This is a genomic window from Bacillus cereus group sp. MYBK216-1, assembly GCF_051916495.1.
Taxonomy (GTDB): domain Bacteria; phylum Bacillota; class Bacilli; order Bacillales; family Bacillaceae_G; genus Bacillus_A; species Bacillus_A thuringiensis_K.
Genome location: NZ_JBQAGT010000014.1, coordinates 19,996 through 45,718, shown reverse-complemented (window position 1 = coordinate 45,718; position 25,723 = coordinate 19,996). Strand labels below are relative to the sequence as shown.

The following is a 25,723-nucleotide window of genomic DNA, read 5'->3' as shown; positions in this document are numbered from 1 at the left end:
TCTTTTTACCTGAATGAGATAAGAAAGAAAAGCAACAATAGAAAGAAGGAGAAGATGTACATGGAACTGCATTATTTTGTCGCAATTACGTTACCGAATCATATAAAAGAAATGCTGTCTAACTATAAAGAGGACATGCAAGAGGAATTGCAATTTCGTTCATGGGTACATAAAGAAGACTATCATATTACCCTTTCATTTTTAGGGAGTGCAACGGAGGAACAGTTAGAGGGAATAAAGAATGGATTACAAACAATTGCAGAAACAAAAGAACTATCGTTCACGTTACAAGGTTTTTCAACGTTTGGTAGGGAAGATCAGCCCCGTATTTTTTGGGCGAAGGTAAGTGAAAATCACGATTTGTTTCAGTTGCAAAAGCAAATACATGCCATTTGTGAAGAAAATGGATTTTCTCTAGAAACACGCCCGTATCACCCGCATATTACCGTTGCTCGTAAATGGATAGGAGAAGAAAAGTTCGATTTAGAACTTATAAAAGAAGTGCCTAAAATATCATTTCAAGCAGATACAATTACTTTATACGAATCCCACGTGAAAGAAACCCCGAAGTATAAATCGATTGCTGAAATAAAATTACAAAAATAGAATGTTGAAAACGTTTTTTATGCAGGTGAATATACTATAGAGAAGAATGGAGTTACTGTATAGAGTCTTGTTGATAAGAAAAGTCTTATCATTTGCAGCTCATTTTATCTCGCCTAATTGGTGAAGGCTAATAATAAGTGAGGATCGAAAAGTTTTCTCGCTCATTAAAGTTTCACTTTATTTTAACTTTGAGAATGATGGTGATTTTTTTATGTTGAAAGTAAAACGTCCATTTGATGCCTATTTAGATGAAATGAATAAAATTACAATTTTGCTCCCACATGCGTATGGAACAAGTCGGACATTTCGTTTGCAAGAAGGAAGTAATGTGAAAGATTTACCGATTGCTCATACTATTGCGCTTCCAGATGCAACGAAGTATGAGTGCTTTATAGAAGAGCCGCTAGATGTGGGGAAGTATTATACAGTACGAGATGAACGGAATGAAGAAACTGATTTACAAATAGGTGCTGTTATTCGAACGACAATTTTCGATGAAAAGTATTATTACGAAGGTACAGATTTAGGTGCTGTGTATCAAAAAGAAGAAACGACATTTAAAGTATGGGCCCCAACTGCAAGGCTTGCGAAAGTAAGAATTTATAAGAGTGATAAAGAATATATCGATCATGAAATGTACAGGGGAGAAAACGGAGTTTGGATTCAAACATTACAAGGTGATTTAGACGGAGCACGCTATACATTTCTTGTTTGTATTAATTTAATATGGAACGAAGCTGTGGATCCTTATGCAAAGTCGGTGACGGTAAACGGAAAACACGGTGTTGTTATCGATTTAGAAAAAACGAATGTAACAAGACGAGAGGGATTACCAACATTACAATCAATGACAGATGCCATATTGTATGAACTGCATATTCGTGATGCGACTATACATCAAAATAGTGGAGTAATTCAAAAGGGAACATATAAAGGATTGATGGAGGATGGAACAACAGGACGGAACGGGGCGTTAACAGGGTTGTCTCATATAAAAGATTTAGGTGTTACACATGTTGAACTATTACCTTTATATTGTTTCGGTGGTGTAGATGAGGCGAATCCTTCATCCGCCTATAATTGGGGATATAATCCATTATATTACAATGCACCAACAGGATTTTATGCTACAAACCCCTCTGATCCGTATAACAGGATAGTTGAGTGTAAACAACTAATCGAAACATTTCATGAACAAGGTATTAGGGTGATTATAGATGTTGTATATAATCATGTTTATGAAAGAGAGCTATCATCATTTGAGAAGCTTGTTCCAGGATATTATTTTCGTCATGGTGAAGATGGTATGCCTTCTAATGGGACGGGAGTTGGAAATGATATAGCATCTGAACGGAAAATGATGAGGAAATTCATTGTAGAGTCTATTTTATATTGGCTTACTGAATACAATGTCGATGGATTCCGATTCGACTTAATGGGAATTTTAGATGTTGATACAATGAATATGATAGAAAAAGAAGTGCGAAACATAAAACGAGATGCTTTGTTATTAGGGGAAGGATGGGATTTACAAACACCGCTTCCTGCCAAAGAAAAAGCAACGTTAAATAATGCGAAGAAAATGCCACATATCGCGCAGTTTAATGATCAATTTCGTGATGGGATAAAAGGGAGTACATTTCATATAAATAAGCGTGGTTTTGCATTTGGTGGGCATGTAGACTGTAACCATTTGCAGTATATTGCAGCAGGAAGTCTTTTAAGTATGAAAGAAACGGGGCTGTTTCTAGAGCCGGCGCAAAGCATTAATTATGTAGAATGTCATGATAATATGACGATGTGGGATAAACTAGTGCGCAGTAATGAAGAATCAGAAGCGATTTTGAAAAAACGTCACCTGTTGGCGAGCGCGATGGTTATTCTTTCACAAGGCATTCCTTTCTTACACGCAGGGCAGGAGTTTTATCGTACGAAGAAAGGAAATGAAAATAGTTATAATGCAAATGATGAGATCAATCAATTAGATTGGGATCAAAAAGAGAAAGAGATAGAGACCGTTAACTATATAAAAGGTTTAATTGCGATTCGTAAAGAGCATGGGGCATTCCGATTACAAAACGCAGACCTTATAAAAAAACATATGACTTTTTTACAAACATCTACAGAAGTACTTGCATATCATCTAGAGCATGCAGAATCGTTTGGGCCGTGGAAAGAGATTGTCGTCTTATTTAATAGCTGTTTAGAAGCCAAAACTGTGCAGCTTCCGAAAGAAGCAACGTGGCATGTGTTAGTAAACGAAAACGAAGCGAAAATAGAGCCAATTTCTTCATTTAGAGGAAAGGAACTTAAGCTGGCTCCAATTAGCACGTATATATTGACGATAATGTGACAAATCGCTACTTGACGATGAGAATGTAATAAATGTAGAATTGACAAAGGTGACGATTTTGATAAGTTGTCATTCTATGACAGGTTTTGTAAAATAAAATAGAGGATTTTTGGCTTAGGCTAATTTTTCTTTTCATTTACAGTAAAATATATGAATCCACAACATATGTAGAAATGTTGCGGTTTTTCTTTTCATAACTATAAAAGATAAGGATTTGTTAACGGGTAATGAATATGGAATGGTTGGAACAATTATTAGGAAAAGAGTGGAGTCTTGTACCGGCTGGTGGAGTAACGGGCGATGCATATATTGCGCAAAATGGACAACAGAAGTTATTTTTAAAGCGGAATACATCGCCCTTTTTAGCGGTATTGTCAGCAGAAGGAATTGTTCCAAAATTACTTTGGACAAGAAGGGTAACGAATGGTGATGTAATTTCTGCTCAAAAATGGCTTCCGGGACAGAAGCTAGAGCCAGAGGATATGAAACTAGAACGTGTTGCGAAACTTTTGAAGAAAATACACTCCTCTAAAGCGCTTGTACAGATGATTCAAAGACTTGGGAAGCAGCCGCTTCACGCACAAGAGTTATTACAACAGCTGCAACTCGTTTTAAGAGGAGATATAAGGGATGATGAAACAATTCAGCAAGGCCTTCAATATTTAATGGATTCATTAAAAGCTATTGAATACAATGAATTCGTTGTATGCCATTGTGATGTAAACCATAACAACTGGCTATTGTCGGATGAAGATGAGTTGTTTTTAATTGATTGGGATGGAGCTGTAATTGCTGACCCAGCTCTAGACCTCGGTATGTTATTATATTGGTACATTCCGCGCCAGGAGTGGAGTGAGTGGCTCGGTTATTATGATATTGAAATGGATGAATCGCTGCTTAGGCGTATGAGATGGTATGTGATAGCACAAACGATTTTGTCTATTCAATGGCACACAACAAAAAAGCAGCAAGCAGAAGCTGAATATTGGCATCAATATTTACAGCAACTACTTGCTTCAGAATAATACTTAAGAAAAATTGTCCATTCCAGCAATCCACTGAGTAAGTTGTTCTTGATTATTGGAAATATGGTTGTCCAAATTAGAGGAAGATTTACCCGATTGACTATAAGAATATACATCGTTTAGCATTGCTTTAGCGTCACTACTTATATTATCGTTTGCGAGTAACGATTGAATGAGGCGCTCTAATTGCTCGCATTCTGAAACTGTCCCGCAACAATCACTTTGGTGGTTGACTAAAATATCTTTCAGCACTTCTAATTGATGTTGTTGATTAATTGGCATGAACGGATCATCCTTTCGATTGTTTTTCTCTTCAAATGTAAGAGAAAAAGCTGTTTCGTCATGGAATGTTTAATGCTGTATGTAGTTTTTATCAAAATGGTACATCTTATACTTGAAAGAAACGGACCGAGTGCTCGTACGTACTTGGTTTTTTGTTTGGTAGATTGATTAAAAAAGAAAGAAGGAATTATTCCTTTAAAATAGCTATGTAAAGAGAGGGAAACATCTATGCGTTTAAGACATAAACCGTATGCAATGGATCGAATTAATGAATATTCACATATCGTAATCGGAAACCCAGAGGAGCGCGCTGGTAGCTGGAAAGAAGTATTTGGAAACGAACAACCAATTCACATTGAAGTAGGTACAGGTCGTGGCCGCTTCATGTATGATATGGCAAAAGCGAATCCACATATTAATTATATTGGAATTGAAAAATTCACAAGTGTTGTTGTAGATGCACTTGATAAATTAATTGAAGAAGAATTACCAAACTTAAAGTTAATTAATAAAGATGCTGAAGATTTAACAGTTTTCTTTGCGAAAGGTGAAATTGATCGCGTTTATTTAAACTTCTCAGATCCATGGCCAAAGAAACGTCATACGAAGCGTCGTTTAACGTATAAAACATTTTTACGTAATTACGAAGAAGTATTAGTAGAAGGCGGAGAAATTCATTTCAAAACAGATAACCAAGGTCTATTTGAATATTCTCTTATGAGTATGGCTGAGTATGGTATGTTACTAACGTACTTAAGCTTAGATCTTCATAACAGCGACTTTGAAGGTAACATCATGACTGAATACGAAGAGAAATTCTCTAGTAAAGGTCATCGTATTTACCGAGTTGAAGCAAAATATCGTACAGAGCCTATGCAGTAATGCATAGGTTTTTTTACAGCTAAAATAATCAGAATTTTATGTTAAGATTAATTGAAAGGGGGATGTGTAATGGAACAGTTACAAATTGGAGATATAAAAGTAACGTGGTTAAAAGGCGGGAATACACATTTAGATGGAGGAGCAATGTTTGGTGTTGTGCCGAAAGTACTTTGGTCACGTAAATATAAACATAATGACACAAATCATATTTATTTACGAACAGATCCGTTACTTTTGCAAACGAAAGACGGAAATATGCTCATTGATTCCGGGATAGGAAACGGTAAGTTGAATGAGAAGATGAAACGAAATCAAGGTGTAACAGAAGAATCATCGGTTTATGAATCATTAGAAAAATTAGGATTAAAGCCTGAAGATATCGACTACGTCTTGATGACACATCTTCATTTTGATCATGCATCTGGTCTAACAAAATGGGAAGATGATCACCTTGTACCAGCATTTCCAAATGCGAAAGTTTACGTAAGTGAAACAGAATGGAATGAAATGAGGAATCCAAACATTAGATCACGTAATACATATTGGAAGGAAAATTGGGAGCCAATTGTAGATCAAGTTGTTACGTTCCAGCAAGAAATAGAAATTACAGATGAAATCAAGATGGCGCATACGGGTGGTCATAGTGATGGACATGCAGTTATCACTTTGGAGAGTCAAGGGGAGACGATGCTACACTTAGCAGATCTATTGCCGACGCACGCGCATCAAAATGTATTATGGGTAATGGCATACGATGATTATCCTATGACCTCGATTGAAAATAAGCAAAAGTGGATGAAGTATGGTGCTGAAAAAGATGCTTGGTTTACGTTTTATCATGACGCGTATTATCGCGCTGTGAAGTGGAATGAGGAAGGGCATATTGTAGAAAAGATAGAGAGAAAAACGAGTATAGAAGCATAGAAAGAGGAGGTTGTTCCATCATATTTATTGGAGCAGCTTCTTTTTTATTGTCGGGTTTTGTCGGTAAGTCGATATAATTGGGAAATCGCCGATATAATTTGAGTTGCGCCGATATAATTGAGGAATCGCTGATATAAAACGAGTTGCGCCGATATATTCGAAAAATCGCTGATATAATTTTAATCAATAGCCGCAATTTCAAAAAAATAAGAGGTTCACCTAATGGGAACCCTCCTTTTTATGCTGTTATAACCTCTAAAACAGTACCTGTTTTAGCATCAACTAAAAATTCAAATCGTTCTTGTATATCATCTAACATTGTTGTAAGACCGCCGCGATAAACTTCATATGCGACATCATATTTTTCAAATGTCTCTGGAACCATATGTACCCAAGAGCCAGTAATTTCACCTTTATGACTTAATGCTTGTTTCACCATTTTCAATGCTTTTTCTGAAGAAATATGGGATTGTTCTTGTACTTTGTTTGCAACGAGATAACCAGCTGCGAACCCAACGCCAAGACCTGCTACTAAACCTTTCCAGCTCATATATTCACCTCAATTCTATAAAATAAAAATAGTGTACCGATAATAATTATAAAGCAAATACAGCCAAAAAAGAAGAAACTAGAAACATTTCGAAAATTTCGTTACAATAAAAGAGGTATTCTACTAAGGTTTGAAAGAAGGGGACTTCGTGAATAAAGAGACATTACAATTATTTCGTACGTTAACAGAATTACAAGGTGCATCAGGTTTTGAACATGATGTACGCCGTTTTATGAAACAAGAATTAAGCAAATATGCGGATGAAATTGTACAAGACGGTTTAGGTAGCGTATTTGGTTTGAAAAAAGGGGACGAAACTGGCCCGCGTGTTCTTGTAGCAGGTCATATGGATGAAGTAGGTTTCATGATTACGCAAATTACGAAAAACGGAATGCTTCGTTTTCAAACGTTAGGCGGATGGTGGAGTCAAGTTCTATTAGCACAGCGTGTACAAGTTATGACGAAGAATGGTCCTGTTATTGGGGTTGTTGGTTCTATTCCTCCTCATTTATTAAGTGACGCGCAACGTGCAAAACCGATGGATATAAAAAATATGTTAATTGATATAGGTGCAGATAGTTATGAAGATGCGATTGAAATTGGTGTAAAACCAGGACAACAAATCGTGCCGATTTGCCCATTCACGCCGATGGCAAACGAAAAGAAAATTATGGCGAAAGCTTGGGACAACCGTTACGGATGTGGCCTTGCAATCGAATTGTTAAAAGAATTAAAAGATGAAACATTACTAAACACATTATACTCTGGTGCTACTGTACAAGAAGAAGTAGGTCTCCGCGGAGCGCAAACAGCTGCCAATATGATTCAACCAGACATTTTTTATGCGCTTGATGCAAGTCCAGCAAACGATGCATCTGGTGACAAAACGCAGTTCGGTCAATTAGGAAAAGGTGCTCTTCTTCGTATTTATGATCGCACGATGGTAACACATAGAGGAATGCGCGAATTCATTTTAGATACAGCAGAAACAAACAACATTCCGTACCAATACTTTATTTCACAAGGTGGTACAGATGCGGGCCGTGTACATACAAGTAACTCTGGTATCCCATCAGCAGTAATTGGTGTTTGTGCACGCTACATCCATACACATGCTTCAATTTTACATGTTGATGATTATGCAGCGGCGAAAGAATTAATTACAAAGCTTGTAAGAACAACAGATAAAACGACGTTAGAGACAATTAAGAATAACGCGTAGAGAGAAGGGCTGAAGAGCCTTTCTTTTTTTGGCTTGAATAGATGACCCATCCATGTGTGTGAGCGGTCAGTGCCTAATTGGTGCTCGCATGATGTATTAAGACCCTGGATAGGAAAAGAGAGGAAGGCTGTTTTTGTGTTCGAGGACGGTAATGGTGAGGAAATCCACCTTCTTTTTTAGGTTGAATAGGTGCCACGGTGATGTATGGTAGTGATTGATGTTTAATTTAAGTAGAACGAAATGATGAATTTTTATAGAGGTGGACGAAATGAAAGTAGTAGTTGGATCGAAGAATAAAACGAAAGTTGGAGCTGTGGAGAAGGTTTGGAAAGATGCTGAAATTACATCTCTTTCTGTTCCATCAGGAGTATCAGCTCAGCCTTTCTCAGATGAAGAGACGATGGAAGGAGCGATTAATAGAGCGAAGCGAGCGCTAGAGGAAGGAGAAGCTCCAATTGGTATTGGGCTAGAAGGCGGTGTAATGAAAACGGAGCACGGTTTATTTATGTGTAACTGGGGCGCGCTAGCAACAAGTGATGGGAAAGTATTTGTGGCCGGAGGAGCGCGTATTACGTTACCAGACGATTTTTTAGCACCTCTTGAAGATGGTAAAGAATTAAGCGAAGTGATGGAAGAGTTTGTGCAGCGAAAAGATATTCGTAGTCACGAAGGTGCGATTGGTATTTTTACAGATGATTATGTCGACCGCACGGAATTATTTGTACACGTTGTTAAGTTGTTAGTTGGGCAATATAAGTATGACAAAAAGCAAGCATAAACCTTGCACCGTGCGCGATGTATGGTAGTATAAAAGAAAGATTATAACATGAAAAATGCACTCGTTAGAGGAGGAAATATAGATGAAGTCATTAGAAAGCATGGAGCAATTCCAAGATTTAAAAAATGAAGAGAATGTAGTCTTTATGTTCTCAGCAGAATGGTGCCCAGACTGCCGCTTTGTAGACCCATTTATGCCAGAAGTAGAAGAGAAATATAGTGATTTCTCATTTTACTATGTAGATCGCGATGAGTTTATTGATCTATGTGTAAAATTAGACGTATTTGGCATTCCGAGCTTTGTAGCGTACAATAAAGGTGAAGAAACTGGTCGCTATGTAAACAAAGATCGTAAAACACAAGAACAAATCGAAGAGTTCATTGAAGGTTTAAAATAAGGCAATTTGCCAATTGAATTGTAAAACAACCTCTACCTTCGCGGGGGAGGTTATTTTTTTGGAAGGGAGGAAAAAGAGATGAAGATGACAAGTAAAAAGATGAAAGATGAGTTAATAAAGAAATTATCTCGCCCAGAATGGGACTTTCAGTATGATAGTGAGAAAGAAGTTTTACGTATTGAACAAAAAGACTCCAAAAAAGGTATTAACGTATCGCTTCCAGGAGTTGTGGCAAAATGGGAAGTGAACAAAGAAAAGGCAATTGAAGAAGTTGCTTATTACGTACAAGAAGCGCTAATTGCGATGCATAAAGAAGAAAATAGCGGAGCGAAAATTTTACCTGTTATTCGCTCTACTTCTTTCCCGAAACAAGCAGAAGAAGGAAATCCGTTTATTATGACGGATCATACGGCGGAAACACGTATCTACTATGCGTTAGATTCGAATAAAACGTATCGACTAATTGACGAGCGTCTATTACAAAAATTAGAACTTACAGAACAGCAAGTGCGTGAAATGGCATTATTCAACGCACGTTCGTTAGGTTATGAATTTAAACAAGACACAGTAGCGGGTAATACATTCTACTTTTTAAACACAAATGATGGGTATGACGCGACTCGTATTTTAAACGAATCGTTACTACAATCGATGCGTGAAAAGATTTCTGGTGACATGGTTGTTGCTGTTCCTCACCAAGATGTATTAATTATTGCTGATATCGTCAACGAAATCGGTTATGATATTATTGCACAAATGACAATGAAATTTTTTGCCGAAGGGCATGTTCCGATTACATCACTTTCATTCGTATATGAAGATGGAGAATTTGAACCAATCTTTATTTTAGCGAAAAATCGGAAGAAGACAGATGGAAAAGAGAAAGGATGAACGAAGTGAACGTTTTTTACAACCTTGAAGGAATTGGTGACACTTTAATTGTTGCCTTACAAGATATTACTTTAGAGAACCGTACTTTTGATCGCAAAGGAGATGTTGCACGCGTATACGATCGTGAAAGCAACGAGACAGCAGGATTCAACATCTTTAATGCATCTTCTTACTTAGAAGTAAAAGAAACAGGAAACCTTACATTAACGAAAGAGCTTGTAGAGAAAATCAACGAAATTTTAGCGAAGAATGGCTTTGAAGAAACAGTAGAAGCAGATCTTTCTCCGAAATTTGTTGTAGGCTATGTAGCTGAAAAAGAAAAGCATCCAAATGCTGATAAGCTAAACATCTGTAAAGTAGAAATCGGTACAGAAACATTACAAATCGTATGTGGCGCACCAAACGTTGATGCAGGACAAAAAGTTGTCGTTGCAAAAATTGGTGCTGTAATGCCAAGCGGTATGTTAATTAAACCAGCAGAACTTCGCGGTGTTCCTTCTTCTGGAATGATCTGCTCTGCACGTGAATTAGAGCTTCCAGACGCTCCACAAGAAAAAGGTATTCTTGTATTAGAAGATAGCTTTGAAGTTGGACAAGAGTTTAAATTTTAATTGATATAAGAAAAGAGAGGTTGTCCTTTTGGACAACCTCTCTTTTTTTGTCATTCTTTGTCGGTAAATCAAAATTTCGTGTTAAATCGTTGATATATTGAGAGTTGTGATAGATATATTAAAAAAATCGTTAATATGATAAGGATGTCACCTTTTTTCTTAAAATCTATATTGTATTTTATAAACAAACTAGTTAAAATTTAGAAAAATAGAAGGGGATAGACGTATGAAACAACAACCAAAAATCGCAGAACTTCTAAAACGAATTGAAACTTCAAAACAGCAAGATGTTGAGCTAGGTACTTATGAAATATATGTGTTTAGTGAAAGTGAATTAGAAAAAGGACAAATCGGTTATCGATATGATAAACATAAAAATTCATTAATAAGTGAAGAACACGGAAAATGGAAAGAAGAATGGATTGTTATCGGATATGAAACAGATATGGGGGACCCAGTTTTCGTAAATGTAGATGATGCCGCTTATCCGGTTTATACTGCAGAACGTGGTACAGAAAAATGGCAGCCAGTTTATATTGGAAATATAGATGAGATTATAGGGCAATTATAAGAAAAACTTTGAATCCGGTGCAAAGTGATGGGGGAGAAGTATGAAGTATATAAAAATAATGAGCATGATTTCATTCATTGGAATATATATGGCCGGTTGTTCACAAGGGCAACCGAAAAAAGAAACTACATCTTCTATACAAGAGAAAAACAAAGATACCAAAGAAGACGCACCGGTAGAAAAGCAGCAAGAACAAGAAAAGAACGAAGAATCGCAAGCAATTCAAACGAATGAGCAAGTAGAACATAAGCAAGAGGAAGTATCATCTGAGGAAAAGAAAGAAGAAACTACGCCAGTACAGCCAACTGAGCAACCAGTGCAAAATAATGAACAAAAAGTAGAGAGTAATGAAAAACAAGAGAAGTTTCTCGTCGTTATTGATCCAGGGCATCAACAAAAAGCGAATTTAAATTTAGAGCCGATTGGACCAGGGGCAACAACGCAAAAATATAAAGTGACAGACGGTACAACAGGTGTTGTGACGAAAAAGAGAGAGGCTGTACTTGTATTAGAAATGGCTTTTTTATTAAAAGAAAAGCTTGAAGCAAAAGGGATACAAGTATTAATGACGAGAACATCACAAGACGTTGATATAAGTAATAAAGAACGGGCGACATTCGCAAATAATCATAAGGCTAATTTATTTTTACGTCTTCATGCAGATGGTTCTGAAAATCCAAACCAAAGTGGATTTGCTGTATTGACGCCGGCAGAAGGAAGTCCGTATACGAGAGAGATTTATGCGGAAAGTCTTCAAATCTCTCAAATGATTGTAAATAAAATGAGGGAGAACCAGCAAGTAAAAGTAAATGGAATTAAATTTCGGGATGATCTTTCTGGATTTAATTGGGCAAAGGTTCCTGGTGTGTTATTAGAACTTGGGTTTATGTCAAACCATGAAGAAGATAAAAAATTATCTGACCCGCAGTATGTAAATTCTTTATTGCAAAGTGTAACGGATAGTATAGATGTATATCGGAAGAGTAAAGCTTAAGCGCAGTCTTACATGAAAGGCTGCGTTTTTCTATATGAAACACTCGTAAATTAGAATATTGTGGATAAATATGACATGCTTAATTTTACCTGCACTTTTTGCCGAATGCTGATACAATAAAGGATGTTACTATTTAGTAGAAAGAGTGGTAAGCATGTTAGATTGGATGAAAAAGCTGTTTAACAAAGAGGAAGAACAAACAGCGATGAATAAAGAAGTACCAAAGCAAATTGAAAGTCAGCCGAAAATTCCTCGTGTAAACCACTACACTGAAGCAAGAGAAGCACAAATGGCAAGTAGGAATGCAGGTAAATGCCGTTTTCCTTTAGTACCGGATAATGGGTTCGATGAAGAGGATGAAAGCGAAGTAAATCGCTTCGAAGAACAACCTGTTCAAGGAGTAACATATGAAGAACCGACTGCCCAAAGAGGAATAAAGGTGGAAAGAAGCAGACGACCGTATGTGGAAAAGGTAGTTTCTACATATGAAGAGCCGGAAGTGCAATATGAACCGGTGCGGGAGTCTGTCGTTAAAAAGGCATCTGTACCTTCGCAAGAGAGTAACCGTAGACCATTTCGTCCAACAGAAATGATTTCGCCAATTTATGGATATAATCGTCCTTCAGTAGAGAAAAAGAAAGAAAAGCAGGAGGAAGTAAAGGAAAGAGAAGACCTTGAAATATCTGTAGAGGGTAAATCAGTCGTTGATGCATGGTTAGAGAAAAAAGGATATACATTATCTGATTTCTCGGAAGGACAAGCACCAACTTCTTCTAGTCATAGAGCTGCTAACCAGCATGGAGAGCAACAATATGAAGAGAATAAAAAGGAAGAAAAGTCAGTAGTTGATCAATGGCTAGAGAAAAACGGTTATGAAATTGAACGCCAAGTGCCTTTAGTAGAAGAAAAAGAAGTGATTCAAGAAATGAGTACACCGCAGGAAGTTTCAGCGGATGAATTACTTCATAAAACAGTAGCTGAGCAGATGGAAAGTGCTAAGCTAGAAAAAGATGTAGTGGTGTTAAACGAAAACAATCTACAAGAAGAATTAGTAGCTTCTAAAGTAGAGCACGAGGATACAATATTATCAGAAGAAATTAAACGTAATACAGAAATAAAACAACCTACTATTGAAGTAGAAAAGCAAGCTCCAGAAGAATCAGTGATTGTCAAAGCAGAAGAAAAACTTGAAGAAACAATCATTGTGGAAATACCAGAAGAAGTGTCAAAAGTAGAAGTAATTGCAGAAACGGAAGAGTTTGAAGAAGTAGTTATGGAAACAGAGGCACCTGAAGAAGTGGAAGTAATTGCGGAAACAGAAGAGTCAGAAGAAGCTGAAGTAGTTATGGAAACAGAGGCACCTGAAGAAGTGGAAGTAATTGCGGAAACAGAAGAGTCAGAAGAAGCTGAAGTAGTTATGGAAACAGAGGCACCTGAAGAAGTAGAAGTAATTGCGGAAGCAGAAGAGCTAGAAGAAGTAGAAGTAATTGCGGAAGCAGAAGAGCTAGAAGAAGTAGAAGTAATTGCGGAAGCAGAAGAGCTAGAAGAAGCGGAAGTAATTGCGGAAACAGAAGAGTCAGAAGAAGTGGAAGTGATTACAGAAACAGAAGAGTCAGAAGAAGTGGAAGTAATTGCGGAAGCAGAAGAGCTAGAAGAAGTAGAAGTAATTGCGGAAGCAGAAGAGCTAGAAGAAGTGGAAGTAATTGCGGAAGCGGAAGAAACAGAAGAAGTGGAAGTAATTGGGGAAACGGAAGAAACAGAAGAAACAGAAGAAGTGGAAGTAATTGCGGAAACGGAAGAAACAGAGGAAGTGGAAGTAATTGCGGAAGCAGAAGAGTCAGAAGAAGCTGAAGTAATTACAGAAGCAGAAGAGTCAGAAGAAGTAGAAGTAATTACAGAAGCAGAAGAGTCAGAAGAAGTAGAAGTGATTGCAGAAATAAACGCGCCTGTAGTAGAGACATTTGTAGCACTTGAGGACATTCAGCAAGAAGATGAAGCAATTGAACAAAAGAATGAATTCATACATGTTGCTGAGGCTGATGAACAAACGAAGAAAGATGTTCAAAGCTTTGCGGATGTTTTAATTGCAGAAGAACAACCAGTTGTAGAGGAAGCACGGATTGCAGAAGAACAGCCAACTGCCGAGGAAACACCGGTCGTAGAAGAACAACCAGTTGTACAAAAAGAAGAACCAAAACGTGAGAAAAAGCGTCATGTACCATTTAATGTTGTTATGTTGAAACAAGATAGAACACGATTAATGGAAAGACATGCAGCTAGAGCAAATGCAATGCAGCCTTCTGCTAATGTACGAGTAGAGAATAAGCCAGTACAACAAGAGGTAGCAGAACCACAAGTGGAAGAACGCCCAGTGCAGCAAGTAGTAGCAGAGCCACAAATGGAAGAACGCCCAGTGCAACAAGAGGTAGCAGAACCACAAGTGGAAGAGCAACCAGTGCAGCAAGTAGTAGCAGAGCCACAAGTGGAAGAACGCCCAGTGCAACAAGAGGTAGCAGAACCACAAGTGGAAGAGCAACCAGTGCAGCAAGTAGTAGCAGAGCCACAAATGGAAGAACAATCAATACAGCAAGTAGTGGTAGAGCAAGTACAAAAGCCAATTTCAAGTACGGAAGTACAAGAGAAAGCATATGTTGTAAATCAAAGAGAGAACGATATGCGAAATGTATTGCATACACCACCGACATATACTGTTCCACCATTAGCGCTGTTGTCGATTCCACAGCAATCAGCGTTAGATAATACAGAATGGTTAGAGGAGCAGAAAGAATTATTAGATACAACGTTTAATAATTTTCACGTTGGAGCACATGTTATTAATGTATCGCAAGGGCCAGCGGTAACTCGTTTTGAAGTACAGCCAGACCCAGGTGTGAAAGTAAATAAAATTACAAACTTAAGTGATGATATTAAGTTAAGTTTAGCTGCGAAAGATATTCGTATTGAAGCGCCGATTCCAGGGAAGAGTGCAATTGGAATTGAAGTTCCAAATAAAGAAAGTAAGCCGGTATTTCTTCGCGAAATTTTAAGAAGTCCTGTATTCACAAAGAGTGAATCACCGCTTACTGTTGCGCTTGGACTTGATATTTCAGGGGATCCAATTGTAACGGATATTCGAAAAATGCCACATGGACTTATTGCGGGTGCAACCGGTTCTGGTAAAAGTGTGTGTATTAACGCCATTTTAACGAGCATTTTATATAAAGCGAAACCACATGAAGTGAAGTTAATGTTAATCGATCCGAAGATGGTTGAGCTTGCACCATACAATTCTGTTCCGCATCTTGTAGCACCTGTTATTACGGATGTAAAAGCAGCAACAGCTGCATTAAAATGGGCAGTTGAGGAAATGGAACGCCGTTATGAATTGTTTGCACACGCAGGTGCTCGTGATTTAACTCGCTACAATACGATTGTAAGTGAGCGAGAAATTCCAGGAGAGACATTACCTTATATCGTTATTGTCATTGACGAGTTAGCCGATTTAATGATGGTAGCACCTGGTGATGTTGAGGAAGCGATTTGTCGCATTGCGCAAAAAGCACGTGCTTGTGGTATTCATTTATTAGTAGCGACGCAGCGTCCATCTGTAGATGTTATTACAGGTTTAATTAAGTCAAACATTCCAACGCGTATTGCGTTTACTGTATCATCTCAAGTTGATTCGCGTACGATTATTGATATTGGGGGCGCGGAGAAATTACTTGGCCGTGGTGATATGTTATTCTTAGGGAACGGTACATCTAAGCCAGTTCGTGTACAAGGTGTATATGTATCGGATGATGAGATTGAAAAAACAGTTGATCATGTGAAAAAGCAAATGAAGCCGAATTACTTATTTAAGCAAGAGGATTTATTAGCGAAAACAGAACAAGCTGAGTCAGAAGACGAATTGTTCCTTGATGCATGTCAATTTGTTGTAGAACAAGGGGGAGCGTCCACATCTTCTGTACAGCGAAAATTCCGCATCGGTTATAATCGCGCGGCACGTCTCATTGAAGAGATGGAATCGCAAGGGATTATTTCTGAAGGTAGAGGAACGAAACCGAGAGATGTCCTTATTTCTGAGGATGAATTTGCCGCTATGCAGGAAACAAATGTATAGTAAAAGGTTTTGCTGTATACTAAGAGAAAATGTTGGATAGTAAAGTAGGGAGTAAAGCGACATGAAAGAAATTGAATTAAAATTAAAAGGTGAAATAAATAGACTAACAAATAAAACATTTAAATTTGACGAACGTGTTGGAGAAGGTTGGTTCTCTGCCGTTTACTTTTTAAAAACTAGAGAAATCATCGAAGAATTTCGCCCGAAAAGTGTTGTAACGATGCAATTTTTCCAAAAGGAAAATGCAGTTCTTTGCGGAACGGATGAAGTAATTGCATTGCTACAAACATTCGCTAAAAATCCTGAGGAACTTGAAATTAACTCTTTAAAAGATGGCGATAAAATTAGTCCATTTGAAACAGTGTTAACAATTCATGGTCCTTATGAAAATTTCGGATTTTTAGAAGGTGTCATTGATGGGATTTTAGCTCGTCGTACATCGGTTGCGACAAACGTATATAACGTTGTCCAAGCTGCGCGTAGCGTAGATAAAGAAAAACCAGTTATTTTCATGGGAGATCGTGACGATCATTATACACAACAAGCTGGTGACGGTTATGCAGCATACATCGGAGGTATGAGCGCACAAGCGACGCATGCGATGAATGAATGGTGGGGCAAAAGTGGTATGGGGACGATGCCTCACGCATTAATTCAAATGTTTAATGGTGATGTTGTAGAAGCTGCAAAAGCATATCATAAGAAATTCCCAGAAGATGAATTAGTTGTATTAATTGATTACAACAATGATGTCATTACAGATGCACTTCGCGTAGCGCGTGAATTTGGATCAACATTAAAAGGTGTACGTGTAGATACGTCCCGCACGATGATTGATCAATACTTCATTCGCCACCCAGAAGTACTTGGAACATTCGATCCACGTGGTGTAAACCCATCGCTTGTATTCGCACTTCGTAAAGCACTTGATGAAGAAGGATTCCAGCATGTAGACATCGTTGTAACTGGTGGATTTGATGAGAAGCGTATTCGTGAATTTGAAGCTCAAAACGTACCTGTTGACATATACGGGGTAGGAAGTAGCTTATTAAAAATGAATATTGGCTTTACTGGTGATAACGTAGAATTAAATGGAAAACCAGAAGCGAAAGCTGGTCGTAAATATCGTCCAAACCCACGTTTAGAGCGTGTTCAATTAGAAAAAAGAGAAGAGATGTAAAAGAGAGAAAAACTGATAGGTGATTGACCCTATCAGTTTTTCTGTTATCATAGTATAGCGGCTTCTTTTTTGCTATAATGAACTTGTTATAGACATATAAAGAAGTACGTACGAGTTTATCCTGATAAGTGAAGGGAAAGAATAACTTCACTACATCAAAAATGTATGATGATTACCAAAATAAGAAAAGATTCATATACTGTCTTATAGATAGGCCGTTGTATTAGTTCGAAATGTTGGAGGTTCTTTAAGATGACAGTTTACCATTTTGTAGGAATTAAAGGAACAGGAATGAGTTCATTAGCGCAAATTCTTCATGATATGAAGCATACTGTTCAAGGGTCTGATTATGAAAAGCGTTTCTTTACACAAACAGCGTTGGAAAAGCGTAGTATCTCGATCCTTCCTTTTGATAAGAATAATGTAGAAGAAGGACAAGTGATTATTGCAGGAAATGCATTTCCTGATACGCATGAAGAAATCGTAGCAGCAAAAGAATTAAACATCCCAGTCCATCGTTACCATCATTTCTTAGGTGACCTGATGAACCAATACACAAGTGTTGCTGTAACTGGTGCACATGGAAAAACATCAACAACTGGTTTGTTAGCCCATGTAATGCAAGGTGCACACCCTACATCTTACCTTATTGGAGATGGAACAGGGCATGGGGTAGAAAATAGTAAGTATTTTGTATTTGAAGCTTGTGAGTATCGTCGTCATTTCTTGTCTTATAATCCAGACTATGCAATTATGACGAATATTGATTTTGATCATCCAGATTATTTTGCAGACATCAATGATGTATTCAGTGCATTCCAAGAGATGGCATTGCAAGTGAAAAAAGGCATTATTGCATGTGGAGATGATGAAGAACTTCAAAAAATTCAAGCGAAAGTACCTGTTATTTTCTATGGATTTGGAGAAGATAATGATTTCCAAGCACGCAACATCCAAAAGAGAACAGATGGCACGATATTCGATGTATTCGTTCGTAACACGTACTATGATACGTTCAAAATTACAGGATACGGCAATCACAGCGTATTAAATGCGTTAGCAGTAATCGCGCTTTGCCATTATGAAAATGTTGATGTAGAAGCAGTAAAACATCAATTAACAACTTTTGAAGGCGTAAAACGTCGTTTTAATGAAAAGCCGATGGGAGAGCAAGTAATCATCGATGACTATGCACACCATCCGACAGAGATTAATGCAACGATTGAAGCTGCTCGTCAAAAACATCCAGAGCGTGAAATTGTCGCTGTATTCCAGCCACACACATTCTCACGTACAGAAAAGTTCTTAGATGAGTTCGCAGAAAGCCTAAGCAAAGCTGACCAAGTATATTTATGTGATATTTTCGGATCAGCACGTGAAAACAAAGGTGAATTAACAATTGAAGATCTGCAAAAGCGTATTGACGGTGCAGAACTAATTACAGATACAACAACGGATGTATTAAAGAAACATAAAAACGGCGTTCTAATTTTCATGGGCGCAGGTGACATCCAAAAATTCGAAGCAGCTTATGTAAAAGAAGTTCAAGTTGCAGAGAAGTAATAGGAAAGACGCATAGCTTGGCTGTGCGTCTTTTTTTGTTGTCGTGGTTGTGTATTAATGTTGAAACGTCGATATATATGGAGTTGTGTTCGATATATTTCAAAAATCGTTGATATATTGGTACGCGTTTTGAAATGTAAGTGTTAGAATAATAAGAAAACTAAAAAGGGGACTAAAAAACATGTTCACACTCCGAGTAGATGACGAAATCGAACTACAATTATTAGAAAAACATCATAAAGAGGAATTATATCAATTATTAGATCAAAACCGTAATCATTTACGGAAATGGCTCCCTTGGGTAGATGGGACAAAATCTGCTGATGCTTATGATGAGATTTTTCCGATGTGGTTAAAGAAGTTTGCAGAGGGAGATGGTTTTGAAAGTGGCATACGTTACAAAGGAAAGCTCGTTGGGATGGTAGGTATTCATCCAGTGAGCTGGGGGAAGAAAGCGACGAGTCTTGGGTATTATCTTGCAGAAGATGCTGGCGGGAAAGGTATTATGACGCGTAGCGTAAAGGCTGTACTTCACTATGCATTTGAAAATTTAAAGCTGAATAAAATTGAAATTCGTTGCGGTGTTGGAAATGCGAAGAGTCGCGCAATTCCAGAGCGTTTAGGATTTAAGTTAGATGGTATTTTACGAGATGAAGAATGGCTATATGATCATTTTCATGATATCGCTGTATATAGTTTACTAGCTTCAGAATGGAAAGAGATTCGATGAACGAGAAGATTCGTATTGTTCCATATGAAGGTACGTTTCAAGAGGAAATAGTAGATCTTATCGTTCATATTCAGCAAAAAGAGTATAATGTTCCCATTACGAAAGAAGAGCAACCTGATTTACTTGAAATAAAAACGTTCTATCAAAAGGATCACGGAAACTTTTGGGTAGCACTTTATGATGGTAAAGTAGTTGGAACAGTAGCTTTATTAGATATTGAGAATCATCAAGTAGCGCTAAGAAAAATGTTCGTACAAAAAGAGTTTCGTGGAAAAGAATGGGGCGCATCATATATGTTGCTTCAAACAGCAATTTCATGGGCTGAGGATAAAAAGTTGAAAGATATTTATTTAGGAACAACAGTAAAATTTTTAGCGGCACATCGTTTTTATGAAAAGAATGGTTTTCAAAGTGTGAGTATAGATGAGTTGCCGAAAAACTTTCCGGTGCTACAAGTAGATAAGAAATTTTATAGGTACATTGTGTAAAAGGTCATTTAGAAATGGCCTTTTTCTATGAACCAAAATGGAAATAGTGGTATAATTTGGATTAGGGGGTATAGGTATGAACTTTCCAATTCAAAGAAGTAAGTCAGTAGTCATTTTCGTTTGTCTTACGTTAGCTTTTATGTGTATATATCCAATTGTCATGCTTTTCACTAATAGAGCGCATTGGATGTCAGCGTTGATTGGGATGGGTTTATGCTTCCTTGTAAATGTACCACTCGTTTGGGAAGTATTTATTAAAAAACATAAAGTAGAAAATGGTGTATTAAAGTACGGCATTTTAAATGACGATATTGTATTGAAAGAGATAAGAATCATTCGTCAAGTTGGGAAATACCTTGAAATTACGACGAATGCATACAAAGTACATATGGTTGCGATGCCGCAAAATATGAATGAATTTTTGGCGCTTATCGAGAAAGAAAATCCACATGTGAAAATAGAAATGGTAGAGAAGAAATAAAAAAAAGCTCGGAGAAAATTCCGAGCGTTTTTATTATTATTTTAAGTTCTCTGGGTTTAAAGCTTCTAATTCAGGTACAACGAAGCGTCCGTCTTTACGGATTAGTACGTCGTCGAAGTAAATTTCGCCACCGCCGTATTCAGGGCGCTGGATGCATACTAAATCCCAGTGAATGTTCGAGTTGTTGCCGTTCCATGCATCGTCGTAAGCTTGTCCAGGAGTGAAGTGGAAGCTGCCATCGATTTTTTCATCGAATAGGATGTCTCCCATTGGATGTAAGATGTATGGGTTTACGCCGATTGCGAACTCACCAACGTAGCGTGCACCTTCGTCTGTATCGAAGATTTTGTTAATGCGCTCTGTATCGTTTGCAGTTGCTTCAACGATTTGACCATTCTCAAACTTAAGTTGTACATTTTCAAATGTATAACCGTTGTAAGGAGATGGTGTGTTGTAAGAAACTGTACCGTTAACAGAATCACGAACTGGTGCAGAGTATACTTCACCGTCTGGAATGTTTAAATGACCTGAGCATTTAATTGCTGGAATGTCTTTAATAGAGAATGTTAAGTCAGTTCCGGGACCAGTTAAACGAACTTTATCTGTTTTATTCATTAATGTAACAAGGCTATCCATCGCCTTATCCATTTTACCGTAGTCTAAGTTACAAACTTCGAAGTAGAAGTCTTCGAAAGCTTCTGTACTCATTTTAGCAAGCTGTGCCATAGAAGCATTTGGGTAGCGAAGAACAACCCAGCGCGTTTTCGGAACGCGAATGTCTCTATGAACTTTTTTACCAACTGTTTGGCCATGAACTTTCATACGCTCACTTGGAACGTCAGCTTGTTCATTAATATTATCGCCAGAGCGAAGGCCGATATAAGCGTCCATGTCTTTCATTACGCTTGCTTCATATGCAGCGATTTGTTCGAAATGTTCTTCAGTAGCACCCATTAATAAAGAGCGATCTACTTGATGATCTTTTAAAGAGACGAATGGGAAACCACCAGCTGCATATGCTTCTTTTACAAGTGCAGTTACAAGTTCTTTTTGTAAGCCAAAGTTTTCAATTAATACTTTTTCACCTTTTTGTAAGCGGATAGAGTAGTTAATTAAATTGTATGCTAACTTTTCAATACGTGGATCTTTCATATGTAAAGCCTCCCTACTAATTATGTATCCTCTCCTATTGTAACCTACTTAGTGGAATTTGTTGAATGATTTATGTTACAGTTAACGAATAAGTATGAAAATTCTAATGATGAGATAGGGATTAGAATGAAACGGAAAATGATTGTATAATAGGGGAAAGTATGAAAAAGATAAAGGAAGTGATGAAATGCAAGTTCTTTTATATGTAAGTGCGGCTATTATCGCGGTTGCTTTCGCAGTATTAGTAGTGTATGTATGCAGAACGTTGTTATCGGTTCAGAAGACGTTAGAAAACGTTGCAAGCACGTTAGAAGGTTTAGAAAAACAAATGCAAGGAATTAGCGTAGAGACAGAGCAATTATTACATAAGACGAATGCGTTAGCTGATGATATTCAACAGAAGTCACAGTCATTAAATAAAGTGGTAGCGGGTGTAGATGGGATTGGAACGACAATCCAATCTTTAAATACGAAGCTTCGTAATGTATCAGACTCTGTAACGGATGAAATTGAAAATAACGCTGATAAAGTAGCGCAAGTTGTACAGTGGAGCAGTGCGGCGATTGAAGTATACAATCATTACCGTGCGTCGAGACAAGAGAAGAAGGTTGAAAAAGAAGAGCGTAAATTAGAAAGAATTGAGAAAAAAGCTGAAAAGAAAGAGAAGCGCTCTAGATTTCGTATGAGAGGTGAATCGTGATGAATATGACAAAACTTGAAACAATTGAAGAGCTTGAAGTCTTAGTAGAAAAGAATGAGCCGTATGTTCTTTTTAAACATAGTACGACATGCCCGATTAGTCACGGTGCATACACAGAATTTCAAGCGTATTGCAGTGAAGAAAGAGCGGTACCAGCGTATTACTTATACGTACAAGACGCGAGAGATGTGTCGAATCGTGTTGCAGAACAGTACAGCATTAAACATGAATCTCCGCAAGTGTTATACATAAAAGATGGGATCGTAGTATGGAATACGTCTCATTGGAACATTAAAAAAGACGCTTTAGAAGAGAATATTAAGTAAAAAGAAGCAAGCTAAAGGTGCTTGCTTCTTTTTTTTGTTTTTGTTGAAATATATTTAATGGTACACTGTTATTAGTTCAAATTAAATAACTAGATTGTTGAAAGTAGGTTTTAAGTAATGAAGAAAATGGCATTATCCTTCGCGGTCGTAAGTTTATTACTGGGAGCTTGTAGTAACGATAGTAATACGATTAGTAAGAAGGATGAAGTTATACAAAAAGATACAAAAGAAAAAAGTATGATTCCGAGAACTGCTGTTTCTAAAGATTATTATAGAACTGTTATTCCTTTAAAAGAACAAAAGGTTATTAATACAGCTAATATAAAAACAAATTCTAAATTAGATTTAGCAGAGTATGAAAATGGTTTAATAAATATTGCAACGCAACAATTTGATACAGAGAGTCACGTACTGCAATTAAATCAGTATATTCCAGAGAAACTAGTTGATGAACTAGTTGCGAAAGTAGAAGCGCCAGTTTTGACGAATATTATAGAACAAGACTATTTTGGAAAACAGAATTCAAATGAATTAAGTTTATCTGGTGTTATGATTGGCTTAGCTATGTCTTCAAGTGTATCGAATGAAGAAGCTATGTCTAAAGGGTCTGAAGTTGCTAAACAACTTATTGAAGCTATTAACAAAAATGATAAGTATAACAAATCTCCAATTACGTTTGCTATCTTTAAGCAAGAAAGTACTAGTTCTTTAAAAAATGGTACGTATATTGCTAGTGCTACTGTTCAAAAGAATGATACGAACCTTGGAAATTGGAGTACAATTGATGAAAAGTCGTATTCATATCCTTCTGATGAATTTACACAAGCACATGGAGAAGATAATACAAAAATAAATAACTTTGCTAAGGAAATAAAAGGTTTTTCTAGTGGAGATTTTATTCCAGTCAACGCTAAAGTTTCTTATAAGAAAGATCAAATGGATACATTAAATATGAATATTGTTATTAAATATAACGGTAAAACAGAATTAATGGCTCTTACCCAATTGGCTGCTCAAGGCATGTTAGACAAATTGCCTAAAGATGCGAAAGTACAATTACAGATTAAGTCCGAGAGTAAAATTGAGGCCGTTATTATAAAAGAGAAAAACAGTGATAAACCGTTTGTTTCCTTCTTGTAAAAAAGACAGTATGTAAACTGTCTTTTTTTTATTTTAAATAAAAATATACAATGTTTTTTGATAGTAATTCATTGCTGTATATCGTGTGACAATCGTATATGTATCAGCTATAATAAGTTATCTTAAAAAAGTAATATATAGGAATTTGAAAGAGGTGGCTTTCTTATGGCATCACAACAATTAGGTCGTTTACGTTCTGAGATTGATCAACTTAATTTACAAATATTAGAGTTACTAAACGAAAGAGGTCGTCTCGTACAAGAAGTTGGTAATTTAAAAGAAATACAAGGTGTGAAACGTTTTGATCCTGTACGTGAAAGAAATATGCTGGATTTAATTGCAGAGAATAATAATGGTCCATTTGAAACTTCGACTTTACAACATATTTTCAAACAAATTTTTCAAGCTGGTTTAGAATTACAAGAAGATGATCATCGTAAAGCATTACTTGTTTCTCGTAAGAAAAAAACAGAAGATACAATTGTTGAAATTAATGGTGAAAAAATTGGTGACGGAAATCAGCATTTTATTATGGGACCGTGTGCAGTGGAAAGTTATGAACAAGTACGTCAAGTTGCTGAAGCAATGAAAGAGCAAGGTCTGAAATTAATGCGTGGTGGTGCGTTCAAACCACGTACTTCACCGTATGATTTTCAAGGTCTTGGATTAGAGGGATTACAAATTTTGCGCCAGGTAGCAGATGAATATGATTTGGCTGTTATTAGTGAAATTTTAAATCCGAATGATATTGAGATGTCATTAGATTACGTTGATGTTATTCAAATTGGCGCTCGCAATATGCAAAACTTTGATTTGCTAAGGGCAGCTGGTGCTGTAAATAAACCAGTATTATTAAAACGTGGTCTATCAGCAACGATCGAAGAATTCATTAATGCGGCAGAATATATTATGGCAAAGGGAAATGGAAACATTATTTTATGTGAACGAGGTATTCGCACGTATGAAAGAGCGACGCGTAATACGCTTGATATTTCCGCTGTGCCGATTTTAAAGAAAGAAACACATTTACCTGTCGTTGTCGATGTAACGCATTCTACAGGGCGACGTGACCTTCTCTTACCAACTGCAAAAGCAGCGATGGCAATTGGTGCAGACGCAATTATGGCTGAAGTACATCCAGATCCAGCTGTAGCTTTATCAGATGCGGCGCAGCAAATGAATATACCGCAGTTCAATGATTTTATGAATGAATTAAAATCATTTGGAAGTAAATTATAAAAACTTTTAATGAGCTGTTCCAAGAAGGCATTTTGGAACAGCTTTCTCCTATTGTATAGCGACTGTCATTGTCGATTTTTGTTGATAAGTTGATATATTTAAAAAATCGCTGATATAATTAGAGTTGCGGTCGATATATTTGGAAAATCGCTGATATAATTAGAGTTGCGGTCGATATATTTGGAAAATCGCTGATATATTTCGAGTTACAGTCGATATATTCGAAAAATCGCCGATATAAATTTCATTTACTATCGTACTGTTTAAAATAAGATTTCTACTTAGGAAACATCTATTTTTTTACAAAAAATGCCCTTTTTTCATAAAAAATACGAAAATACGAGAAAAGAAGCGAATTTTTTCGAAACTTTTGCGGGAAAATATTGTATGAGCCTGCGTTTTTATCGTATCATTAGTAAAAGGAAGAACTCGGGACGATTGGTGGCATCTGCAAATAGAGTTGATGTCTTTTTTTCATTCAAGTAACCGATACATAAAAATAGATAACAAAAATA

25 protein-coding genes are annotated in these 25,723 nt (G+C 37.0%); 22 read left to right on the top strand and 3 right to left on the bottom strand.

Annotation, left to right across the window (positions count from 1 at the left end; genetic code table 11):
- Positions 1–60 precede the first annotated feature (60 nt).
- The 3 genes from thpR (at position 61) to ACTFRH_RS27555 (ending at position 3,984) form a co-directional block, all read left to right on the top strand.
- Positions 61–606, top strand: a complete 546-nt coding sequence (gene thpR / locus ACTFRH_RS27565) for an RNA 2',3'-cyclic phosphodiesterase (RefSeq protein ID WP_000418983.1) — start codon at positions 61–63, stop codon at positions 604–606.
- Positions 607–817: 211 nt separating this feature from the next.
- Positions 818–2,959 (top strand): type I pullulanase, encoded by a 2,142-nt coding sequence (pulA, locus tag ACTFRH_RS27560; RefSeq protein ID WP_000921760.1) that lies wholly within the window; start codon positions 818–820, stop codon positions 2,957–2,959.
- Positions 2,960–3,186: 227 nt separating this feature from the next.
- Positions 3,187–3,984 (top strand): phosphotransferase family protein, encoded by a 798-nt coding sequence (locus tag ACTFRH_RS27555; RefSeq protein WP_001986674.1) that lies wholly within the window; start codon positions 3,187–3,189, stop codon positions 3,982–3,984.
- Between the two features lie 3 nt (positions 3,985–3,987).
- On the opposite strand, the gene ACTFRH_RS27550 is transcribed toward ACTFRH_RS27555, so the two are convergent.
- Positions 3,988–4,266, bottom strand: a complete 279-nt coding sequence (locus tag ACTFRH_RS27550) for a YtzH-like family protein (protein WP_001122234.1) — start codon at positions 4,264–4,266, stop codon at positions 3,988–3,990.
- A 228-nt stretch (positions 4,267–4,494) separates the two neighbouring features.
- Here ACTFRH_RS27550 and trmB point away from each other — a divergent pair, with 228 nt between their 5' ends.
- Complete coding sequence (gene trmB / locus ACTFRH_RS27545; protein ID WP_001239385.1) at positions 4,495–5,148, top strand: tRNA (guanosine(46)-N7)-methyltransferase TrmB; 654 nt, start codon at positions 4,495–4,497, stop codon at positions 5,146–5,148.
- 69 nt (positions 5,149–5,217) lie between these two features.
- Positions 5,218–6,072, top strand: a complete 855-nt coding sequence (locus tag ACTFRH_RS27540; RefSeq protein WP_000436850.1) for a YtnP family quorum-quenching lactonase — start codon at positions 5,218–5,220, stop codon at positions 6,070–6,072.
- 238 nt (positions 6,073–6,310) lie between these two features.
- Here ACTFRH_RS27540 and ACTFRH_RS27535 read toward each other — a convergent pair whose 3' ends face one another.
- Complete coding sequence (locus ACTFRH_RS27535) at positions 6,311–6,622, bottom strand: PepSY domain-containing protein (RefSeq protein ID WP_000118542.1); 312 nt, start codon at positions 6,620–6,622, stop codon at positions 6,311–6,313.
- A gap of 148 nt (positions 6,623–6,770) precedes the next feature.
- Between ACTFRH_RS27535 and ACTFRH_RS27530 the strand changes: the two genes are divergently transcribed.
- The 13 genes from ACTFRH_RS27530 (at position 6,771) to ACTFRH_RS27470 (ending at position 20,651) form a co-directional block, all read left to right on the top strand.
- Positions 6,771–7,844: a M42 family metallopeptidase gene (locus tag ACTFRH_RS27530; protein ID WP_001031506.1), complete on the top strand. Its 1,074-nt coding sequence runs from the start codon at positions 6,771–6,773 to the stop codon at positions 7,842–7,844.
- Positions 7,845–8,112: 268 nt separating this feature from the next.
- Positions 8,113–8,622 (top strand): DUF84 family protein, encoded by a 510-nt coding sequence (locus tag ACTFRH_RS27525; RefSeq protein ID WP_000869936.1) that lies wholly within the window; start codon positions 8,113–8,115, stop codon positions 8,620–8,622.
- Positions 8,623–8,704: 82 nt separating this feature from the next.
- Positions 8,705–9,019 (top strand): thioredoxin family protein, encoded by a 315-nt coding sequence (locus ACTFRH_RS27520; RefSeq protein WP_000838187.1) that lies wholly within the window; start codon positions 8,705–8,707, stop codon positions 9,017–9,019.
- Positions 9,020–9,097: 78 nt separating this feature from the next.
- On the top strand, positions 9,098–9,910 hold the full coding sequence (locus ACTFRH_RS27515) for a DUF1444 domain-containing protein (protein WP_000784588.1): 813 nt from the start codon (positions 9,098–9,100) through the stop codon (positions 9,908–9,910).
- Positions 9,907–10,521, top strand: coding sequence for a YtpR family tRNA-binding protein (ytpR, locus tag ACTFRH_RS27510; protein WP_001006761.1), 615 nt, complete (start codon positions 9,907–9,909; stop codon positions 10,519–10,521). The genes ACTFRH_RS27515 and ytpR overlap by 4 nt, the downstream gene beginning before the upstream one ends.
- A 226-nt stretch (positions 10,522–10,747) precedes the next feature.
- On the top strand, positions 10,748–11,092 hold the full coding sequence (locus ACTFRH_RS27505) for a hypothetical protein (RefSeq protein WP_000813349.1): 345 nt from the start codon (positions 10,748–10,750) through the stop codon (positions 11,090–11,092).
- A 40-nt stretch (positions 11,093–11,132) separates the two neighbouring features.
- Positions 11,133–12,086 carry an N-acetylmuramoyl-L-alanine amidase gene (locus ACTFRH_RS27500; RefSeq protein ID WP_000874066.1) on the top strand — a complete coding sequence of 318 codons (954 nt, stop codon included), beginning with the start codon at positions 11,133–11,135 and terminating at the stop codon, positions 12,084–12,086.
- Between the two features lie 154 nt (positions 12,087–12,240).
- Positions 12,241–16,209, top strand: a complete 3,969-nt coding sequence (locus tag ACTFRH_RS27495; protein WP_440048876.1) for a DNA translocase FtsK — start codon at positions 12,241–12,243, stop codon at positions 16,207–16,209.
- A gap of 61 nt (positions 16,210–16,270) precedes the next feature.
- The gene (locus tag ACTFRH_RS27490) at positions 16,271–17,389 is read left to right on the top strand and encodes a nicotinate phosphoribosyltransferase (RefSeq protein WP_000658370.1); all 1,119 of its coding nucleotides are present in this window, start codon (positions 16,271–16,273) and stop codon (positions 17,387–17,389) included.
- A gap of 252 nt (positions 17,390–17,641) precedes the next feature.
- On the top strand, positions 17,642–18,952 hold the full coding sequence (gene murC / locus ACTFRH_RS27485) for a UDP-N-acetylmuramate--L-alanine ligase (RefSeq protein ID WP_000219467.1): 1,311 nt from the start codon (positions 17,642–17,644) through the stop codon (positions 18,950–18,952).
- 181 nt (positions 18,953–19,133) lie between these two features.
- Positions 19,134–19,682, top strand: a complete 549-nt coding sequence (locus ACTFRH_RS27480) for a GNAT family N-acetyltransferase (protein WP_000494681.1) — start codon at positions 19,134–19,136, stop codon at positions 19,680–19,682.
- A complete protein-coding gene (locus ACTFRH_RS27475; protein ID WP_001003155.1) occupies positions 19,679–20,170 on the top strand; it encodes a GNAT family N-acetyltransferase in 492 nt (163 codons plus the stop codon). The genes ACTFRH_RS27480 and ACTFRH_RS27475 overlap by 4 nt, the downstream gene beginning before the upstream one ends.
- Before the next feature lie 76 nt (positions 20,171–20,246).
- On the top strand, positions 20,247–20,651 hold the full coding sequence (locus ACTFRH_RS27470; protein ID WP_001010624.1) for a PH domain-containing protein: 405 nt from the start codon (positions 20,247–20,249) through the stop codon (positions 20,649–20,651).
- Between the two features lie 36 nt (positions 20,652–20,687).
- On the opposite strand, the gene ACTFRH_RS27465 is transcribed toward ACTFRH_RS27470, so the two are convergent.
- Positions 20,688–21,803, bottom strand: coding sequence for an aminopeptidase (locus ACTFRH_RS27465; protein WP_000654731.1), 1,116 nt, complete (start codon positions 21,801–21,803; stop codon positions 20,688–20,690).
- Positions 21,804–21,990: 187 nt separating this feature from the next.
- Here ACTFRH_RS27465 and ACTFRH_RS27460 point away from each other — a divergent pair, with 187 nt between their 5' ends.
- The 4 genes from ACTFRH_RS27460 (at position 21,991) to ACTFRH_RS27445 (ending at position 25,208) form a co-directional block, all read left to right on the top strand.
- On the top strand, positions 21,991–22,503 hold the full coding sequence (locus tag ACTFRH_RS27460) for a DUF948 domain-containing protein (RefSeq protein WP_001197720.1): 513 nt from the start codon (positions 21,991–21,993) through the stop codon (positions 22,501–22,503).
- Positions 22,503–22,829 (top strand): bacillithiol system redox-active protein YtxJ, encoded by a 327-nt coding sequence (ytxJ, locus tag ACTFRH_RS27455; protein ID WP_001057465.1) that lies wholly within the window; start codon positions 22,503–22,505, stop codon positions 22,827–22,829. The genes ACTFRH_RS27460 and ytxJ overlap by 1 nt, the downstream gene beginning before the upstream one ends.
- Before the next feature lie 117 nt (positions 22,830–22,946).
- On the top strand, positions 22,947–23,969 hold the full coding sequence (locus ACTFRH_RS27450; protein WP_000738001.1) for a CamS family sex pheromone protein: 1,023 nt from the start codon (positions 22,947–22,949) through the stop codon (positions 23,967–23,969).
- A gap of 165 nt (positions 23,970–24,134) precedes the next feature.
- Complete coding sequence (locus ACTFRH_RS27445; RefSeq protein WP_000168201.1) at positions 24,135–25,208, top strand: bifunctional 3-deoxy-7-phosphoheptulonate synthase/chorismate mutase; 1,074 nt, start codon at positions 24,135–24,137, stop codon at positions 25,206–25,208.
- Positions 25,209–25,723: the final 515 nt, after the last annotated feature.

What these genes read in the sequence shown, in the direction of transcription:
- thpR (WP_000418983.1), top strand. Translation starts at nt 61, where the DNA reads ATGGAACTGCATTATTTTGTCGCAATTACGTTACCGAATCATATAAAA.
- ACTFRH_RS27460 (WP_001197720.1), top strand. Translation starts at nt 21,991, where the DNA reads ATGCAAGTTCTTTTATATGTAAGTGCGGCTATTATCGCGGTTGCTTTC.
- pulA (WP_000921760.1), top strand. Translation starts at nt 818, where the DNA reads ATGTTGAAAGTAAAACGTCCATTTGATGCCTATTTAGATGAAATGAAT.
- ACTFRH_RS27470 (WP_001010624.1), top strand. Translation starts at nt 20,247, where the DNA reads ATGAACTTTCCAATTCAAAGAAGTAAGTCAGTAGTCATTTTCGTTTGT.
- ytxJ (WP_001057465.1), top strand. Translation starts at nt 22,503, where the DNA reads ATGAATATGACAAAACTTGAAACAATTGAAGAGCTTGAAGTCTTAGTA.
- ACTFRH_RS27480 (WP_000494681.1), top strand. Translation starts at nt 19,134, where the DNA reads ATGTTCACACTCCGAGTAGATGACGAAATCGAACTACAATTATTAGAA.
- ACTFRH_RS27445 (WP_000168201.1), top strand. Translation starts at nt 24,135, where the DNA reads ATGGCATCACAACAATTAGGTCGTTTACGTTCTGAGATTGATCAACTT.
- ACTFRH_RS27500 (WP_000874066.1), top strand. Translation starts at nt 11,133, where the DNA reads ATGAAGTATATAAAAATAATGAGCATGATTTCATTCATTGGAATATAT.
- ACTFRH_RS27540 (WP_000436850.1), top strand. Translation starts at nt 5,218, where the DNA reads ATGGAACAGTTACAAATTGGAGATATAAAAGTAACGTGGTTAAAAGGC.
- ACTFRH_RS27550 (WP_001122234.1), bottom strand. Translation starts at nt 4,266, where the DNA reads ATGCCAATTAATCAACAACATCAATTAGAAGTGCTGAAAGATATTTTA.
- ACTFRH_RS27525 (WP_000869936.1), top strand. Translation starts at nt 8,113, where the DNA reads ATGAAAGTAGTAGTTGGATCGAAGAATAAAACGAAAGTTGGAGCTGTG.
- ACTFRH_RS27535 (WP_000118542.1), bottom strand. Translation starts at nt 6,622, where the DNA reads ATGAGCTGGAAAGGTTTAGTAGCAGGTCTTGGCGTTGGGTTCGCAGCT.
- ACTFRH_RS27475 (WP_001003155.1), top strand. Translation starts at nt 19,679, where the DNA reads ATGAACGAGAAGATTCGTATTGTTCCATATGAAGGTACGTTTCAAGAG.
- ACTFRH_RS27450 (WP_000738001.1), top strand. Translation starts at nt 22,947, where the DNA reads ATGAAGAAAATGGCATTATCCTTCGCGGTCGTAAGTTTATTACTGGGA.
- ACTFRH_RS27490 (WP_000658370.1), top strand. Translation starts at nt 16,271, where the DNA reads ATGAAAGAAATTGAATTAAAATTAAAAGGTGAAATAAATAGACTAACA.
- ACTFRH_RS27555 (WP_001986674.1), top strand. Translation starts at nt 3,187, where the DNA reads ATGAATATGGAATGGTTGGAACAATTATTAGGAAAAGAGTGGAGTCTT.
- ytpR (WP_001006761.1), top strand. Translation starts at nt 9,907, where the DNA reads ATGAACGAAGTGAACGTTTTTTACAACCTTGAAGGAATTGGTGACACT.
- trmB (WP_001239385.1), top strand. Translation starts at nt 4,495, where the DNA reads ATGCGTTTAAGACATAAACCGTATGCAATGGATCGAATTAATGAATAT.
- ACTFRH_RS27465 (WP_000654731.1), bottom strand. Translation starts at nt 21,803, where the DNA reads ATGAAAGATCCACGTATTGAAAAGTTAGCATACAATTTAATTAACTAC.
- murC (WP_000219467.1), top strand. Translation starts at nt 17,642, where the DNA reads ATGACAGTTTACCATTTTGTAGGAATTAAAGGAACAGGAATGAGTTCA.
- ACTFRH_RS27515 (WP_000784588.1), top strand. Translation starts at nt 9,098, where the DNA reads ATGAAGATGACAAGTAAAAAGATGAAAGATGAGTTAATAAAGAAATTA.
- ACTFRH_RS27520 (WP_000838187.1), top strand. Translation starts at nt 8,705, where the DNA reads ATGAAGTCATTAGAAAGCATGGAGCAATTCCAAGATTTAAAAAATGAA.
- ACTFRH_RS27505 (WP_000813349.1), top strand. Translation starts at nt 10,748, where the DNA reads ATGAAACAACAACCAAAAATCGCAGAACTTCTAAAACGAATTGAAACT.
- ACTFRH_RS27495 (WP_440048876.1), top strand. Translation starts at nt 12,241, where the DNA reads ATGTTAGATTGGATGAAAAAGCTGTTTAACAAAGAGGAAGAACAAACA.